Source organism: Streptococcus sp. FSL R7-0212 (genome assembly GCF_038007985.1).
GTDB classification, from domain to species: Bacteria; Bacillota; Bacilli; order Lactobacillales; family Streptococcaceae; genus Streptococcus; species Streptococcus parauberis.
The window spans coordinates 366,227-382,607 of the sequence record NZ_JBBOYF010000001.1; the positions used below are offsets into that span (position 1 = coordinate 366,227).

Consider the following 16,381-nt stretch of genomic DNA (forward strand, 5'->3'; position numbering starts at 1 on the left):
AAGTCTTATTTAGTTTTGAGAGGTCTTATTAAAGTAATGAGATAGAAACACCACTAATAATGTAACAACCAGTTTATTAGTCGGGGCCTTAGCTCAGCTGGGAGAGCGCCTGCTTTGCACGCAGGAGGTCAGCGGTTCGATCCCGCTAGGCTCCATTATCTAGGATACAAAGAGATGTTCGGCTTGCCGAAATTTCTTAAGAAATTAATCTCGTGTTCAACTAGATAAGTAGGATAAAAATCCTAACATAGTCCATTGAAAATTGAATATCTATATCAAATTCCACAATTAAGAAATTAATTGTAGAAAAAAGTAACAAGAAATAAACCGAAAAAAAGATAAACGCGAACATATTAAAAAAAATTAAAAGAAGGTCGAAAGACTGGAAATAAGGTTAAGTTAATAAGGGCGCACGGTGGATGCCTTGGCACTAGAAGCCGATGAAGGACGTGACTAACGACGAAATGCTTTGGGGAGCTGTAAGTAAGCTTTGATCCAGAGATGTCCGAATGGGGGAACCCGGCATGTAATGCATGTCATCCATGACTGTTAAGGTCATGAGAAGGAAGACGCAGTGAACTGAAACATCTAAGTAGCTGCAGGAAGAGAAAGCAAACGCGATTGCCTTAGTAGCGGCGAGCGAAACGGCAGAAGGGCAAACCGAGGAGTTTACTCCTCGGGGTTGTAGGACTGCGACGTGGGATCAAATACTATAGAAGAATTACCTGGGAAGGTAAGCCAAAGAGAGTAATAGCCTCGTATTTAAAATAGTAAATGACTCTAGCAGTATCCTGAGTACGGCGAGACACGCGAAATCTCGTCGGAATCTGGGAGGACCATCTCCCAACCCTAAATACTCTCTAGTGACCGATAGTGAACCAGTACCGTGAGGGAAAGGTGAAAAGCACCCCGGAAGGGGAGTGAAATAGAACCTGAAACCGTGTGCCTACAACAAGTTCGAGCCCGTTAATGGGTGAGAGCGTGCCTTTTGTAGAATGAACCGGCGAGTTACGATATGATGCGAGGTTAAGTTGAAGAGACGGAGCCGTAGGGAAACCGAGTCTTAATAGGGCGACTTAGTATCATGTTGTAGACCCGAAACCATGTGACCTACCCATGAGCAGGTTGAAGGTGAGGTAAAACTCACTGGAGGACCGAACCAGGGCACGTTGAAAAGTGCTTGGATGACTTGTGGGTAGCGGAGAAATTCCAAACGAACTTGGAGATAGCTGGTTCTCTCCGAAATAGCTTTAGGGCTAGCGTCGATGTTAAGTCTCTTGGAGGTAGAGCACTGTTTGGGTGAGGGGTCCATCCCGGATTACCAATCTCAGATAAACTCCGAATGCCAACGAGATATAATCGGCAGTCAGACTGCGAGTGCTAAGATCCGTAGTCGAAAGGGAAACAGCCCAGACCACCAGCTAAGGTCCCAAAATAATTGTTAAGTGGAAAAGGATGTGGGGTTGCACAGACAACTAGGATGTTAGCTTAGAAGCAGCTATTCATTCAAAGAGTGCGTAATAGCTCACTAGTCGAGTGACCCTGCGCCGAAAATGTACCGGGGCTAAAACAATTTACCGAAGCTGTGGATTACCTTTAGAGGTAATGGTAGGAGAGCGTTCTATGTGTGAAGAAGGTATACCGTGAGGAGTGCTGGAACGCATAGAAGTGAGAATGCCGGTATGAGTAGCGAAAGACAGGTGAGAATCCTGTCCACCGTAAGACTAAGGTTTCCAGGGGAAGGCTCGTCCGCCCTGGGTTAGTCGGGACCTAAGGAGAGACCGAAAGGTGTATTCGATGGCCAACAGGTTGATATTCCTGTACTAGTATGTAAAGTGATGGAGGGACGCAGTAGGCTAACTAAAGCGTGCGAATGGAAGAGCACGTTCAAGCAGTGAGGTGTGGTATGAGTCAAATGCTTATACCTAATACATTGAGCTGTGATGAGGAGCGAAATTAAGTAGCGAAGTTAGTGATGTCACACTGCCAAGAAAAGCTTCTAGCGTTTAATTACATACTACCCGTACCGCAAACCGACACAGGTAGTCGAGGCGAGTAGCCTCAGGTGATCGAGAGAACTCTCGTTAAGGAACTCGGCAAAATGACCCCGTAACTTCGGGAGAAGGGGTGCTGGCGTTAGCGTCAGCCGCAGTGAATAGGCCCAAGCAACTGTTTATCAAAAACACAGCTCTCTGCTAAATCGTAAGATGATGTATAGGGGGTGACGCCTGCCCGGTGCTGGAAGGTTAAGAGGAGTGCTTAGCGTAAGCGAAGGTATGAATTGAAGCCCCAGTAAACGGCGGCCGTAACTATAACGGTCCTAAGGTAGCGAAATTCCTTGTCGGGTAAGTTCCGACCCGCACGAAAGGCGTAATGATTTGGGCACTGTCTCAACGAGAGACTCGGTGAAATTTTAGTACCTGTGAAGATGCAGGTTACCCGCGACAGGACGGAAAGACCCCATGGAGCTTTACTGCAGTTTGATATTGAGTATCTGTACCACATGTACAGGATAGGTAGGAGCCATTGAAGACGGGACGCCAGTTTCGTCTGAGGCAATGTTGGGATACTACCCTTGTGTTATGGCTACTCTAACCCAGATAGGTTAACCCTATCGGAGACAGTGTCTGACGGGCAGTTTGACTGGGGCGGTCGCCTCCTAAAAGGTAACGGAGGCGCCCAAAGGTTCCCTCAGATTGGTTGGAAATCAATCGTAGAGTGTAAAGGTATAAGGGAGCTTGACTGCGAGAGTTACAACTCGAGCAGGGACGAAAGTCGGGCTTAGTGATCCGGTGGTTCCGCATGGAAGGGCCATCGCTCAACGGATAAAAGCTACCCTGGGGATAACAGGCTTATCTCCCCCAAGAGTTCACATCGACGGGGAGGTTTGGCACCTCGATGTCGGCTCGTCGCATCCTGGGGCTGTAGTCGGTCCCAAGGGTTGGGCTGTTCGCCCATTAAAGCGGCACGCGAGCTGGGTTCAGAACGTCGTGAGACAGTTCGGTCCCTATCCGTCGCGGGCGTAGGAAATTTGAGAGGATCTGCTCCTAGTACGAGAGGACCAGAGTGGACTTACCGCTGGTGTACCAGTTGTCTTGCCAAAGGCATCGCTGGGTAGCTATGTAGGGAAGGGATAAGCGCTGAAAGCATCTAAGTGCGAAGCCCCCCTCAAGATGAGATTTCCCATGATTTTATATCAGTAAGAGCCCTGAGAGATGATCAGGTAGATAGGTTAGAAGTGGAAGTATAGCGATATATGAAGCGGACTAATACTAATAGCTCGAGGACTTATCCTAAGATAAGTATGAACAAATAGTTTATTGACAGTTTTGGTCAAACTTGTTAGAATATAGATATTCAATTTTGAGTGGACTCAAAGTTAAGTGACGATAGCCTAGGAGATACACCTGTACCCATGCCGAACACAGTAGTTAAGCCCTAGAACGCCTGAAGTAGTTGGGGGTTGCCCCCTGTTAGATACGGAAGTCGCTTAGCATTGATCCGCCATAGCTCAGTTGGTAGTAGCGCATGACTGTTAATCATGATGTCGTAGGTTCGAGTCCTACTGGCGGAGTAAATTGAGATAGGCTAGCCTATTTTTTTTTATTGATTGGCTTGCATTTTTAGCGATAAAGGTGTAAGATATTTCTAGATAATTAAGTAGCACCCTTAGCTCAACTGGATAGAGTACCTGACTACGAATCAGGCGGTTAGAGGTTCGACTCCTCTAGGGTGCATCATAATTTAAACAACATGACATGGATGTCATGTTGTTTTTGTTTTGGTTCTTTTATAATAATGGCTCTTTGTCAACTGTAGTGGGTAGATGAAAAGCTAACACCTAGAGAGGACGAACTTCGTCCTCTCTTTCTTTATGTTCAATGCAATCAAAATCCGTTTTTTAAAGTTTTCAAAGTTCCTGAAACCAAAGGCATTTCTCTTAATGACTTTGATGAGATTATTGGTAGCTTCCAGTTTGGCGTTGGAATAAGGCAATTCCATGGCGTTTACAACCTTGTCTTTATCCTTTAAAAATGTCTTCAATACCGTCTGGAAAATAGGATTAACGATGGCTATTTCCTGTTCGATGAGGTCAAAGAAATGGTCTGAGTTCTTCTCTTGGAAATGAAATAAGAGAAGCTGATAGAGTACATAGTGTTGTCGTAGTTCCTCGGAGAAAGACAGGAGTTTTTCTAGGATTTCCTTGTTAGTCAAATGCATTCGAAACATAGGACGATAAAATCGTTTATCGCTGAGTTTACGGCTATCTTGTTGTATCAATTTCCAGTAACGTTTCAAGGCTCGGTATTCCTGCGATTTTCTGTCGAATTGATTCATAATTTGAATACGGACACGGTTCATAGCACGACTAAGGTGTTGCACGATATGAAAGCGATCGAGTACAATTTTTGCATTCGGAAAAAGTTGTTTAGCAAGTTGATAATAGGGACTAAACATATCCATGGTAATCACTTTGACCCGATTTCTAACCTTTCTAGGATAGCGAAGAAAGTGGTTTCGGATGGTTGCTTGAGTTCTTCCGTCGAGAATGGCGATGACATTTAGGGAGTCGAAATCTTGAGCGATGAAGCTCATTTTCCCCTTCTTGAAGGCATACTCGTCCCAACTCATCACCTCAGGTAGGGTATTCCAATCCGTTTCAAACTTGAACTCATTGAGCTTTCTCATAACTGACGATGTTGAAATTGATAGCCTGTGTGCAATATGTTTCATTGCTTGATTTTCGATGAGTAATTGTGCGATTTTCTGGTTAACAGCGACAGAGATTTGGTGGTTCTTCTTGACAAGAGGAGTTTCAGCGACCGCCATTTTTCCGCAATCTTTACACTTGAAACGACGCTTTCTAAGGCGGATAAGTAAAGGGTAGCCAGCAGTTTCTAAGTAGGGGATTTTAGAAGTTTTCTGGTAGTCGTACTTAGCCATTTGTCCCTTGCATTTTGGGCATTTAGGGGCTGTGTAGTCCAAGTGACCGTGGAGTTCTAAGTGAGTTCCCATATCATATTCATCAGTGATAGTGATATTTTTGTCTTTAATTCTGAGAAAATTTGTGATAAGATTTAGTTGTTCCATATGAGTCTTTCTAAAATGATAGTTTGAGCACTTTTCATTATAGGTCATATGGGACTTTTTGTATATACTCAAAAAGGCTCCATAATCTCTACAGTGGATTTACCCACTACAGAAATTATAGAGCCATAATAATTTCAATACTATTATAAGGAGTAAGAATGGATCAATTTGATAAATGTTTTAAAACTGTCAAACCAACTATTTATAAATTTATGCGGTCTTATTATATTCACTTATGGGAAAAGGATGATTGGTTTCAAGAAGGTCGACTCATTTTGCATGATTTACTTCATCGAAATCCAGACTTGTATAAGAATGAGCAACAACTATTAGTATATTTTAAAACTAAATTTTCTTCACACTTAAAGGATGTTATCCGTTTCCAAGAGAGTCAGAAGAGACGATTTAATAGAATGCCATATGAAGAAATTGGAGAAATAGCTCATAAAATTCCAAGTCAAGGATTGGTATTGGATGAGTTTATTGCATACCAATCAATTATTGAACAGATTTCTGGTATCTTAACAAAAGAAGAGCAGTCTCAATTATATGCATTGATGAGAGGCGAGAGGTTTATTGGTAGAAGAGCACTATTAAGAAAAATTAAACCATTTTTTATCGATTTCTTGGATGAATAATATAAATTTTAAAATTTACATTGTTATAACTTAGCCTACGTATAAGCGATAGTTTGATTACTTTTCATTTTAAATATGGTATAATTAAGGTACTAACGACTTTTGGAGAAAAAATGAGTATAGACGATTATAGGCCGACCTATATGGTTGGAGCTGTTTACGATTTAAGAGCAAATGATTTATTAAGAAATGGCATAACTGCTGTATTAGTTGATTTAGATAATACTTTAATTGCATGGAATAATCCAGATGGTACGCCTGAAGTTAGAGCATGGTTGGATGAAATGACGATTGCTGATATAACTGTAGTTGTTGTTTCAAATAATAATTATAAACGTGTTGAACGAGCTGTATCACGCTTTGGTGTTGATTTTATTAGTAGAGCAATGAAACCTTTTGCAAGGGGAATTAACATTGCCATTAAACGTTATGGTTTTGACCGCGATGAAGTTATTATGGTTGGTGATCAGTTAATGACAGATATTCGAGCGAGCCATAGAGCTGGAATTAAGTCAGTTTTAGTTAAACCATTAGTAGCTTCTGATGCATGGAATACTAAAATCAACCGTGCACGCGAGAAACGAGTTTTTGCAAAATTAGAAGATAAATATGGAAAATTAACATATAAAAAAGGAATTTAATGGAAGAATTAATTTGTATTGGATGTGGTATAAACATTCAAACTGAAAATAAAGAACAAGCTGGTTATACACCAACTGGAGCACTTAAAAAAGGACTTGAAACTGGTGAATTGTATTGTCAGCGTTGCTTTAGATTACGACACTATAATGAAATAACAGATGTCAATATTTCTGACGAAGAGTTTTTGAAATTACTTCATGAAGTTGGAGATAGTGATGCTTTAGTCATTAACGTTATTGATATTTTTGATTTTAATGGGTCAGTTATTCCAGGCTTATCACGCTTTGTTTCTGGTAACGATGTTCTTTTGGTTGGTAACAAAATGGATATTTTGCCTAAATCTGTAAAAGAAGGCAAAGTTACCCAATGGCTGACTGAGAGAGCACATGAAGAGGGGCTAAGACCACTCGATGTAATTTTAACTAGTGCTCAAAATAATAATGCAATAAAAGAATTAATTGAAAAAATTAATCAACTTCGCAAAGGGCGAGATGTCTATGTTGTTGGCGTTACCAATGTTGGTAAATCAACCTTAATTAATGCTATTATTCAGGAAATTACTGGTGACAAGGATATAATTACAACATCTCGATTTCCTGGAACAACCCTTGATAAAATTGAAATTCCACTTGATGATGGGACTTTCATCTTTGATACACCTGGGATTATTCATCGCCATCAAATGGCCCACTTTTTGACTGCTAAAGATCTTAAATATATCAGTCCTAAAAAAGAAATTAAACCAAAGACTTATCAGCTTAATTCCGAACAGACACTATTTTTAGGTGGATTAGGACGTTTTGATTTTATCTCTGGTGATAAGCAGGGCTTTACAGCGTATTTTGATAATAATTTAACGGTTCATAGAACCAAGTTAGAGGGTGCAAGCGAATTTTATCAGAAGCACCTAGGTTTATTATTGACGCCACCAGGACCTGCTGATAAGGAAGATTTTCCTAAGCTAGTGCCATATGAATTCACTATTTCTGACAAGACAGATTTAGTCTTTTCAGGACTAGGCTGGCTAAGAATTAATGGCAGCAAAGATGCTCCTGTAAGAATTGCAGGATGGGCTCCTAAAGGAGTTAGCGTTCTAACCCGCAAAGCGATTATCTAAAGATAATCTAAGAAAAAGGATATTACATGTTAACAAGTAAACAACGTGCTTTTTTGAAATCAGAAGCACATAGTCTTAAACCAATTGTTCAGATTGGTAAAAATGGCTTAAATAATCAAATTAAAACAAGCATTAGACAAGCACTCGATGCCCGTGAATTAATCAAAGTAACATTGTTACAAAATACTGATGAAGACATTCATGACGTTGCTGAAACTTTAGAAGAAGAAATTGGTTGTGATTCAGTTTTAAAAATTGGTCGCATTATTATCTTGTACAAAGTTTCTGCAAAAAAAGAAAATCGCAAATTGTCAGTCAAAGTTAAAGCAATTCAATAATAGTAAAATATACAGCTGGAGAAGGTATGTCTTTAGAACTCGTTACACCATTTACAAAAGTAGAATTAAAAACAGAAGAAAAAGATACAAATCGCAAACAAGTTGGAATTTTGGGTGGAAATTTCAACCCTATTCATAATGCCCATTTAGTGGTTGCAGATCAAGTTAGACAACAACTAGGTCTTGACCATGTCTTTTTGATGCCTGAATTTAAACCGCCGCATGTTGATACTAAGGAAACGATTGAGGAATCACATCGTCTTAACATGCTTAAATTAGCTATTGAAGAAGTTGATGGACTAGAGATTGAGACCTGTGAACTTGAGCGTAAAGGGAAATCTTATACTTTTGATACGATGAAAGCCTTAACTGAGCAAAATCCAAATGTTGATTATTACTTTATTATTGGTGCAGATATGGTTGCTTATTTACCAAAATGGTATCGTATTGACGAGCTTGTGGAAATGGTTCAGTTTGTTGGAGTTCAAAGACCAAAATTTAAAGCAGGTACTTCTTATCCAGTTATTTGGGTAGATATTCCGTTAATGGATATTTCTTCAAGTATGATTCGTGACTTTATCAAAAAGGGCCGCAAACCAAATTACTTGCTTCCACAATCAGTATTAACTTATATTGAAAACGAAGGTCTTTACAAATGACATATCAAGCTTATCTTCCCTATAAACGTAAGGAATTACTTGAAAAAATTGCTACGCAGATGAGTCCACGGAGATATCAACATGTCCTAGGTGTCGAAAAAGCTGCAAAAGCCTTAGCTAAAAAGAATCAATATGATCCTGAAAAAGCTGGTCTCGCTGCTTTATTACATGATTATGCTAAAGAATGTGATAATCAGGTTTTTATTGATTTAATCAAAAAGTATCAATTAGATCCCGATTTGTTAAATTGGAATAATAATGTATGGCATGGTAAAGTGGGTATCTATAAGATACAAGAAGATTTAGGTTTAAAAGACCCAGAAATCTTACGTGCAATTGAGATTCACACTGTCGGTGCAGCAGAAATGACGCTCTTAGATAAAATTTTATACGTTGCTGATTACATTGAAGAAGGTAGGATTTTCCCATTAGTGAATGATGCACGAATAATTGCAAATGAGAGTCTAGATAAAGCAGTTGCATTTGAAACAGTAAATACTGTTGCTTACTTAGCTAAGAAGTCGGTACCTATTTATCCGCAAACGATTGAAACTTATAATGCATTTTGTCACTATTTGAGGGATTGAAAATGAAAGAAGCATTACTAGTAGTTGATATGCAAAATCAATTGATTGAGGAAGGACCTTATCAATTGATACAAATGGTTGAAGGTATTCAAAAATTAATTGCTAATTTTCGAGAAACAAAGCAACCAGTTATTTTTGTTAGGCATAATGGTTTAGGATACCACTTGGTAGTCGAGATTGGGAAATTTACCCAAGCTTGTCTCCACAAAAGGGTGAAAAAATTATTGATAAAACCTTTAATAGTGCCTTTAAAAAGACTGACTTGAAAGAGTACATCGATAACCAAGCAATCACACAATTGGTAATTGTTGGCATGCAAACTGAGTATTGTATAGATGCAACTGTTAAGTCTGCATTTGATTTGGATATACCTGTTATCCTACCAATTGGCTTAACCTCAACTTTTGATAATTTACTAATGTCGGCTCAAACACTGATTGCCTATTATTCTGATATATGGCAAGGTCGCTTTGCTCAACTACTGTCTCTTGAAGACCTTATAAAATAGAAAGAAATAAACATTTAATGAAAAAAGAAGAACTTTTAGAACTTGCTGCTAAGGCAGCTGACGAAAAACGGGCTGAAGATATTTTAGCATTAGACCTTGAAGGCTTAACTAGCTTAACTGACTATTTCCTAATTGCTAGTGCAACAAACACTCGTCAACTGGAAGCACTTGCTGAAAATATTCGTGAGAAAGTTAAAGAAGCTGGCGGAGAGGCAAGTCATGTTGAAGGTGACAGTGCAACTGGCTGGGTATTGTTAGACTTAAATGATGTTGTTGTTCATATTTTTACAGAAGATCAACGTTTCCATTATAATATTGAAAAACTCTGGCATGAAGCGCCATCAGTTAACTTAGAAAATTTATTAGCATAAAAAAAACAGTCAATTCGACTGTTTTTTCAGAATAGAGGATATATGACAATTTATGAAACATTTGCATCAGTTTATGATGCTGTTATGGATGATAGTTTATATGACTTGTGGACCGATTTTACTCTTCGTCACTTGCCGAAGAGTAAAGACCACAAAAAATTATTGGAATTAGCTTGTGGAACAGGTATTCAGTCAATTCGTTTTGCTCAAGCGGGGTTTGATGTCACTGGTTTAGATCTTAGTCAAGATATGTTGGATATTGCAGAAAAAAGATCTAAGACAGCTAAACAAAACATAAAATTCTTACAAGGGAATATGCTTTACTTAAAGCAAGCTGGTAAGTATGATTTTGTAACTTGTTATTCAGATTCAATTTGTTATATGCAAGATGAAGTAGAAGTTGGAGATGTCTTCAAAGAAGTTTATAATGCTTTAAATGAAGGTGGTGTCTTTATCTTTGATGTCCACTCAACATACCAAACGGATACAGTTTTCCCAGGCTATTCTTACCATGAAAATGCTGATGAGTTTGCTATGATATGGGACACCTATGAGGATGATGCTCCCCACTCGGTCGTTCATGAATTAACATTCTTTATTCAGGAAGAGGATGGCACCTTCACTCGTCATGATGAAGTTCATGAAGAACGAACTTATGAAATTTTAACCTATGATATCTTACTTGAACAAGCAGGCTTTAAATCATTTAAAATCTATGCTGATTTTGTAGATAAGGAACCAAATGAAACTAGTAAACGATGGTTTTTTGTAGCACAAAAATAAAGAAAGAAATGTTATGACAATTACTGGTATTGTAGCTGAGTTCAATCCTTTTCATAATGGACATGCCTATCTTCTCAACCAGCTTGGGGGACTAAAAATAGTTGTGATGTCTGGAAACTTTGTACAAAGAGGAGAACCAGCTATTGTTGATAAATGGACACGAACTCAAATGGCACTTAATCAAGGAGCAGACTTAGTTGTTGAAATGCCATTTTTGGTCTCTGTTCAATCAGCAGATTACTTCGCTCAAGGTGCGCTTGAAATTTTATCAAAATTGGGCATTGAAAAGCTGGTCTTTGGATCAGAAGAAATAATTGATTATCAAAGAGTTTCTGATATTTATGGAAAAAAAGCTGAGCTGATGGAAGCTTATATAAGGCAACTTGATGATTCCCTCACTTATCCTCAAAAAACACAGAAAATGTGGCAAGCCTTTGCCGGTTTAGACTTTGCAGGAGATACTCCCAATCATATTTTGGGACTTGCCTACGCCAAAGCTTGCGCTGCAAAAAACATTCAACTTGAAGCCATCAAGCGTGAGGGGGCTAATTATCATTCCACTGATAAGACTGGTCAGATGGCCTCTGCAACAGCTATTCGTCGCCATTTAGATGATAAGGAATTTCTGGAACGCGTTATGCCTGATTCTGATTTATTCTTACAGGCTAGTCATGTGTCTTGGGCTGACTATTTTCCTCTATTGAGATACCAGATTATGACCCATCGGGACTTGACCAGTATTTTTCAAGTTAATGAGGAGTTAGCAAGTCGTATTCGCACAGCTATTAGGAGCGTTGCGACTATTGACCAATTAGTGGAAAAAGTTGCAACCAAACGATACACGAAAGCTCGAGTTCGTAGAGTACTAACTTACATCTTGGTTAATGCTAGTGAAGCACCATTGCCAGACGCTGTTCATATTTTGGGCTTTTCAGCAGCTGGTCAAGCACACTTGAAGTCGATTAAGACACAAGTTGACATGATTAGTCGAATTGGTGCCAAGGCATGGGACCTAATGTCACAACAGGCTGATAAAGTTTATCAAATGGGTAACCCTAAGCTAATTGAACAGAACTATGGCCGTGTACCTGTGAGAGAGAAAAAATAAAAAACACTTGACTCTAACATTAGGTAATAGTTTATACTTTGTTTAAAGAGGTTATGATGAGAACAGTAAATGAAATGAGTAAGTTGACAGGTATCAGTGTGCGTACCCTACATTATTATGATGCAATTGGTTTGCTGAATCCGACTTATGTGGGTGCTAATGGTTATCGTTATTATGATGAAGCTTGTCTATCTAGGTTGCAAACTATTTTATTGTATAGAGAACTTGAATTTCCTCTTAAAAAAATTAATGAAATATTGGATAGCCCAGCATTTGTCAGAGATGAGGCGCTGCTAGAACAAATTAAGCTTCTAGAAAACAAACGACTACATTTGAAAAAATTAATTTTACATGCAACAGCTATCCATGGGGGAAAAAATATGTCAGAATTTGATGTATATGACCAAGAAGTAAAAGAACGTTGGGGTGATTCAGAAGCTTTTCAAGAGTATCAAAGCAAGGCAGGAAAAATTAATCATGAACAAGTTGCTGAGCAGATGCAAGTTATTTTTGCAGAGTTTGGGAACTTGCAAAACGAAGCATTTGATAGTCCACTTGTTCAAGGGCAAGTTAAAAAATTGAAAGACTACATTACTGCTAACTTTTATACTTGTACAAATGAGATTTTAGCTGGTCTTGGGCAGATGTATACTGTAGATGACCTTTTTAAAACCAATATTGATCAAATGGGTGGTCAAGGCACAGCAGCATTTGCTAGTCAGGCCATTATCTATTATACAAATCAATAAAGCCTCCATGAGGCTTTTTTGCTAGCCGATTTCTGACAGATTAATTATGATCGTGCTATAATGTGGCAAAGGAGTTATTACATGAAAAAATTAGCAATTACAGGTGTAACTGGTAAATTAGGAGGCTTTTTAGCCAAGGGCTTGTCTGATCAAGGCTTAGAAGTTCGTCATTTGGCTAGACGACCTGAGGTGGCACCACAATTGATGGGAGCGAGCATCATGAAAACTACTTATGATAAGAGTCCAGAAACACTTGAAGCACTTGAAGGGATTGATGTTCTATTTATGGTTTCTGGTCATGAAAGTCTAACTCGCCTACAAGAGCACAAAGACTTTATTAAAACGGCCCAAAAGGCTGGTGTCCGTCATATTATTTACACCTCTTTTATGAACCCGACTCCCCAAGCGACCTTCACCTTGGCTCATGACCACGGGCATACGGAAAGCTTTATCAAGGAACTTGGCATGACCTACACTTTCCTCCGTGATAATTTTTATAGTGATTTGTTTTTGGAAATTGCTGAGCAGTCAGGTCAATTACGAGGCCCAGCTGGCAACGGCCGTGTATCATCAGTCACGCGCACTGACGTTGCTGAGGTAGCCCTCACTATCCTAGAGAATCCCCAAGCATGGGAAAACCAGGTCTTAGAATTAACGGGCCCAGAAGCCCTGTCGATGGAACAAATGGCTAAAATCTTATCTAAACATTTTGAAAAAGAGATTAGTTATTATCCAGAGGAACTAAGTGAAGCTTATGAATGGCGTAAACAATGGCCAGCAGAAGATTGGCAATATGATGCCTGGGTCACAACCTATACAGCTATAGCTAAGGATGAACTGAGTAAAGTTTCTGGTGATGTTGAACGTGTCTTAGGAAGGCCTGCTAAATCCTTTGAGGATTTACTCAAATCTAGATAAGGTCTTCAGTCTTCTGTGCGTACTTGTCGTCATTAGTTGTCCACAAGCGAAAGACTTAATTTTCATTTTACCAAATGCTCGCAAAGTGCTATAATAATAGAGTTAAATGATAAGATAGCTCTGCAATTCAACAGAGACTACATAAAAAAATTGTTAATTTAGAGGAGATTCCAATGGGACGTAAATGGGCCAATATTGTTGCCAAGAAAACTGCTAAAGACGGTGCTACTTCAAAAGTTTATGCTAAATTCGGTGTAGAAATCTATGTAGCTGCAAAACAAGGGGATCCAGACCCAGAAACTAACGCAGCCCTTCGATTCGTTGTTGATCGTGCTAAACAAGCGCAAGTTCCAAAACACGTTATTGATAAAGCAATTGATAAGGCTAAAGGGAATACTGATGAAACTTTCGTTGAAGGCCGTTACGAAGGATTTGGTCCTAATGGTTCAATGATTATTGTTGATACTTTGACGTCAAATGTTAACCGTACTGCAGCCAACGTTCGTACTGCTTATGGTAAAAATGGCGGAAACATGGGAGCTTCTGGTTCAGTGTCTTACATGTTTGATAAAAAAGGTGTTATTGTTTTTGCAGGTGATGATTCAGATACTGTTTTTGAACAATTATTAGAAGCTGATGTAGATGTAGATGATGTAGAAGCAGAAGAAGGAACAATTACCGTTTACACTGCCCCAACAGGTCTTCACAAAGGGATTCAAGTGCTTCGTGATAATGGCATTGAAGAGTTCCAAGTGACTGAACTTGAAATGATTCCACAGTCAGAAGTGACACTTGAAGGCGAAGATCTTGAAAAATTCGAAAAATTAGTTGAGGCACTTGAAGCAGATGACGATGTGCAAAAGGTTTACCATAACGTTTCAGATTTTTAATGAAACCTTCTCTATTAGAGGATGAGCCAAATGGCTTGTCCACTTTTTTGTTGTGATAAGGAAAGCATATCACAGTGATACCTTATTGGTATTAGTGCTAGTTAGTGAATCATGCTAAAATACTACTATTATAACTAAGGAGATTATTTAATGGCTTTAAAAAAAATAGTAGCAGTCAGTGCTTTAGGTTTGGCAACAGTCAGTCTATTAGCAGCATGTGCTAATGATAAAAATGCTAATTCAGATAAAAAAGAAAAAGTGAACTTTGCGACAGTTGGAACAACAGCTCCCTTTTCTTATCAAAAAGATGGGAAATTGACAGGCTATGATATTGAGGTTGCTAAAGCTGTTTTTAAAGATTCTGAAGACTATAAAGTTAACTTTAAGAAAACAGAATGGTCATCTATTTTTACTGGTTTAGATGCTAGCAAATTCCAAATGGGTGCCAACAATATTTCTTATACCAAAGAACGTGCCAATAAGTATCTTTTCTCTTATCCAACAGGAACTACACCTTCAGTTTTAGTCGTTCCTAAAGATAGTAATATTAAATCATATGCTGATATTAAGGGACATTCAACTCAAGTCGTCCAAGGGACTACAACAGCTGCTCAGTTAGAAGACTACAAGAAAAAAGAAGGCGATAAAAGCTTAAACTTGAAATACACTAACGAAAATATTACACAAATTTTAAGTAACTTAAGTCAAGGAAAAGCTGACTTCAAAATTTTTGATGCCCCAACTGTAAATTCAATTATCAAAGAGCAAGGCTTGGATAATTTAAAAACAATTCCCTTGGAAAGTAAGGACCAACCATATATTTACTTCATTTTTGGTCAAGACCAAGAAGAATTGCAAAGCTTTGTTAATAAACGTCTAAAAACTTTAGAAAAAGACGGAACCTTGACTAAGTTAGCAAAAGAATATCTCGGTGGATCATATGCACCTCAGCAAGATCAAATGAAATTACCAAAATAATAATAAATTTCAATTGTGAAGACGATATCAATGTCTTCACATTTTTTTAAAATTTAATATAGTTTTAAACTATATTAAATACTATGTTTTATCTATTTGAAAACTATAACAAAAAAAGGTAGAATAATAACATGCTTAAGAAATGAGGAATAATATAGATGAAATTACATAAAATTATAGGAATTACTGGTATTGCATTACTTTCAACAGTTTTAGTTGCATGTGGCAGTCCCAAAAACGACAAAAATACTATTACAGTTGGCGTAATGACAAAGACTGAATCTGATCAGGCTCGTTGGGATAAGATTGAAGAGCTCTTGAAAAAAGAAAATGTTACGCTCAAGTATAAAGAGTTTACTGATTACAATCAACCTAATAAAGCTGTTGATAATGGTGAGGTAGATATTAATGCTTTCCAACATTATAATTTCTTGTCTAACTGGAATAAAGAAAACAAAGGTGATTTAGTTGCTATTGCCGATACTTATATTAGTCCAATTCATTTATTCTCAGGAACCAATCAAAAAGGTAAAGCTAAGTATTCAAGTATCAAAGATTTACCAAATGGGGCACAAATTGCCATTCCAAATGATGCGACAAATGAATCACGTGCTCTTTATCTCTTAGAATCTGCTGGTTTGATTAAATTAGATGTTTCAGGTGAAAAATTAGCAACAATTGCTAATGTCACAAGTAACAGCAAAAAATTAGATATTAAAGAACTAGATGCTAGTCAAACAGCTCGTTCATTAACATCCGCAGATGCAGCAATTGTTAATAATAGTTTCGCCGTACCTGCTAAAATTGACTTCAAGACATCTCTTTACAAAGAGAAAGTTGATAAAAATACTAAACAGTGGGTTAATATCTTAACTGCTAAAAAAGATTGGAAGAAATCTGATAAAGCAGTAGCTATTAAAAAATTAATCAAAGCTTATCATACAGATGAGGTTAAAAAAGTTGTTGATAAAACATCTGATGGTGTTGATATTACAGTTTGGTAA

17 protein-coding genes, 3 tRNA genes and 2 rRNA genes are annotated in these 16,381 nt (G+C 38.1%); 21 read left to right on the plus strand and 1 reads right to left on the minus strand.

Annotated features, from left to right (window positions below):
* Positions 1-82 precede the first annotated feature (82 nt).
* The 5 genes from MKY69_RS01970 to MKY69_RS01990 all read left to right on the plus strand — a co-directional run bounded on the left by MKY69_RS01970 (position 83) and on the right by MKY69_RS01990 (position 3,737).
* A tRNA-Ala gene (locus MKY69_RS01970) sits at positions 83-155 on the plus strand.
* A 237-nt stretch (positions 156-392) separates the two neighbouring features.
* Positions 393-3,296 (plus strand): 23S ribosomal RNA (locus MKY69_RS01975).
* An 83-nt stretch (positions 3,297-3,379) separates the two neighbouring features.
* Positions 3,380-3,495: ribosomal RNA gene (gene rrf, locus MKY69_RS01980) — 5S ribosomal RNA — on the plus strand.
* 5 nt (positions 3,496-3,500) lie between these two features.
* Positions 3,501-3,574 (plus strand) — tRNA-Asn (locus MKY69_RS01985).
* An 89-nt stretch (positions 3,575-3,663) separates the two neighbouring features.
* Positions 3,664-3,737 (plus strand) — tRNA-Arg (locus tag MKY69_RS01990).
* Between the two features lie 97 nt (positions 3,738-3,834).
* Here the strand turns inward: MKY69_RS01990 and MKY69_RS01995 are convergent.
* Positions 3,835-5,091 (minus strand): ISL3 family transposase, encoded by a 1,257-nt coding sequence (locus MKY69_RS01995; protein WP_017768237.1) that lies wholly within the window; start codon positions 5,089-5,091, stop codon positions 3,835-3,837.
* Positions 5,092-5,249: 158 nt separating this feature from the next.
* Here MKY69_RS01995 and MKY69_RS02000 point away from each other — a divergent pair, with 158 nt between their 5' ends.
* From MKY69_RS02000 to MKY69_RS02075, 16 genes are all read left to right on the plus strand, one after another.
* A complete protein-coding gene (locus MKY69_RS02000) occupies positions 5,250-5,729 on the plus strand; it encodes a sigma-70 family RNA polymerase sigma factor (RefSeq protein ID WP_003106108.1) in 480 nt (159 codons plus the stop codon).
* Between the two features lie 113 nt (positions 5,730-5,842).
* A complete protein-coding gene (locus tag MKY69_RS02005) occupies positions 5,843-6,370 on the plus strand; it encodes a YqeG family HAD IIIA-type phosphatase (protein ID WP_013794302.1) in 528 nt (175 codons plus the stop codon).
* Complete coding sequence (yqeH, locus tag MKY69_RS02010; protein WP_340790895.1) at positions 6,370-7,488, plus strand: ribosome biogenesis GTPase YqeH; 1,119 nt, start codon at positions 6,370-6,372, stop codon at positions 7,486-7,488. Before MKY69_RS02005 ends, yqeH begins: the two co-directional genes overlap by 1 nt.
* A gap of 26 nt (positions 7,489-7,514) precedes the next feature.
* Positions 7,515-7,826 carry a ribosome assembly RNA-binding protein YhbY gene (gene yhbY, locus MKY69_RS02015; RefSeq protein WP_003105311.1) on the plus strand — a complete coding sequence of 104 codons (312 nt, stop codon included), beginning with the start codon at positions 7,515-7,517 and terminating at the stop codon, positions 7,824-7,826.
* Positions 7,827-7,852: 26 nt separating this feature from the next.
* Positions 7,853-8,485, plus strand: a complete 633-nt coding sequence (locus MKY69_RS02020; protein ID WP_003104077.1) for a nicotinate-nucleotide adenylyltransferase — start codon at positions 7,853-7,855, stop codon at positions 8,483-8,485.
* Positions 8,482-9,072 (plus strand): bis(5'-nucleosyl)-tetraphosphatase (symmetrical) YqeK, encoded by a 591-nt coding sequence (gene yqeK / locus MKY69_RS02025; RefSeq protein WP_004234841.1) that lies wholly within the window; start codon positions 8,482-8,484, stop codon positions 9,070-9,072. The genes MKY69_RS02020 and yqeK overlap by 4 nt, the downstream gene beginning before the upstream one ends.
* A 2-nt stretch (positions 9,073-9,074) precedes the next feature.
* Complete coding sequence (locus MKY69_RS02030) at positions 9,075-9,338, plus strand: isochorismatase family protein (RefSeq protein ID WP_311981488.1); 264 nt, start codon at positions 9,075-9,077, stop codon at positions 9,336-9,338.
* On the plus strand, positions 9,269-9,580 hold the full coding sequence (locus MKY69_RS02035) for an isochorismatase family protein (RefSeq protein WP_259976641.1): 312 nt from the start codon (positions 9,269-9,271) through the stop codon (positions 9,578-9,580). Before MKY69_RS02030 ends, MKY69_RS02035 begins: the two co-directional genes overlap by 70 nt.
* Positions 9,581-9,597: 17 nt before the next feature.
* Positions 9,598-9,951 (plus strand): ribosome silencing factor, encoded by a 354-nt coding sequence (gene rsfS / locus MKY69_RS02040; RefSeq protein WP_340790903.1) that lies wholly within the window; start codon positions 9,598-9,600, stop codon positions 9,949-9,951.
* 42 nt (positions 9,952-9,993) lie between these two features.
* Positions 9,994-10,734 carry a class I SAM-dependent DNA methyltransferase gene (locus MKY69_RS02045; RefSeq protein WP_003106191.1) on the plus strand — a complete coding sequence of 247 codons (741 nt, stop codon included), beginning with the start codon at positions 9,994-9,996 and terminating at the stop codon, positions 10,732-10,734.
* Positions 10,735-10,747: 13 nt separating this feature from the next.
* Complete coding sequence (locus MKY69_RS02050) at positions 10,748-11,842, plus strand: nucleotidyltransferase (protein ID WP_311981489.1); 1,095 nt, start codon at positions 10,748-10,750, stop codon at positions 11,840-11,842.
* Between the two features lie 56 nt (positions 11,843-11,898).
* Positions 11,899-12,591 carry a MerR family transcriptional regulator gene (locus MKY69_RS02055; RefSeq protein ID WP_003106193.1) on the plus strand — a complete coding sequence of 231 codons (693 nt, stop codon included), beginning with the start codon at positions 11,899-11,901 and terminating at the stop codon, positions 12,589-12,591.
* A gap of 81 nt (positions 12,592-12,672) precedes the next feature.
* The gene (locus tag MKY69_RS02060; RefSeq protein ID WP_003106194.1) at positions 12,673-13,509 is read left to right on the plus strand and encodes an SDR family oxidoreductase; all 837 of its coding nucleotides are present in this window, start codon (positions 12,673-12,675) and stop codon (positions 13,507-13,509) included.
* A gap of 173 nt (positions 13,510-13,682) precedes the next feature.
* On the plus strand, positions 13,683-14,399 hold the full coding sequence (locus MKY69_RS02065; protein ID WP_003106197.1) for a YebC/PmpR family DNA-binding transcriptional regulator: 717 nt from the start codon (positions 13,683-13,685) through the stop codon (positions 14,397-14,399).
* A gap of 150 nt (positions 14,400-14,549) precedes the next feature.
* Complete coding sequence (locus MKY69_RS02070) at positions 14,550-15,377, plus strand: amino acid ABC transporter substrate-binding protein (protein ID WP_003105553.1); 828 nt, start codon at positions 14,550-14,552, stop codon at positions 15,375-15,377.
* Between the two features lie 158 nt (positions 15,378-15,535).
* On the plus strand, positions 15,536-16,381 hold the full coding sequence (locus MKY69_RS02075; protein ID WP_003103284.1) for a MetQ/NlpA family ABC transporter substrate-binding protein: 846 nt from the start codon (positions 15,536-15,538) through the stop codon (positions 16,379-16,381).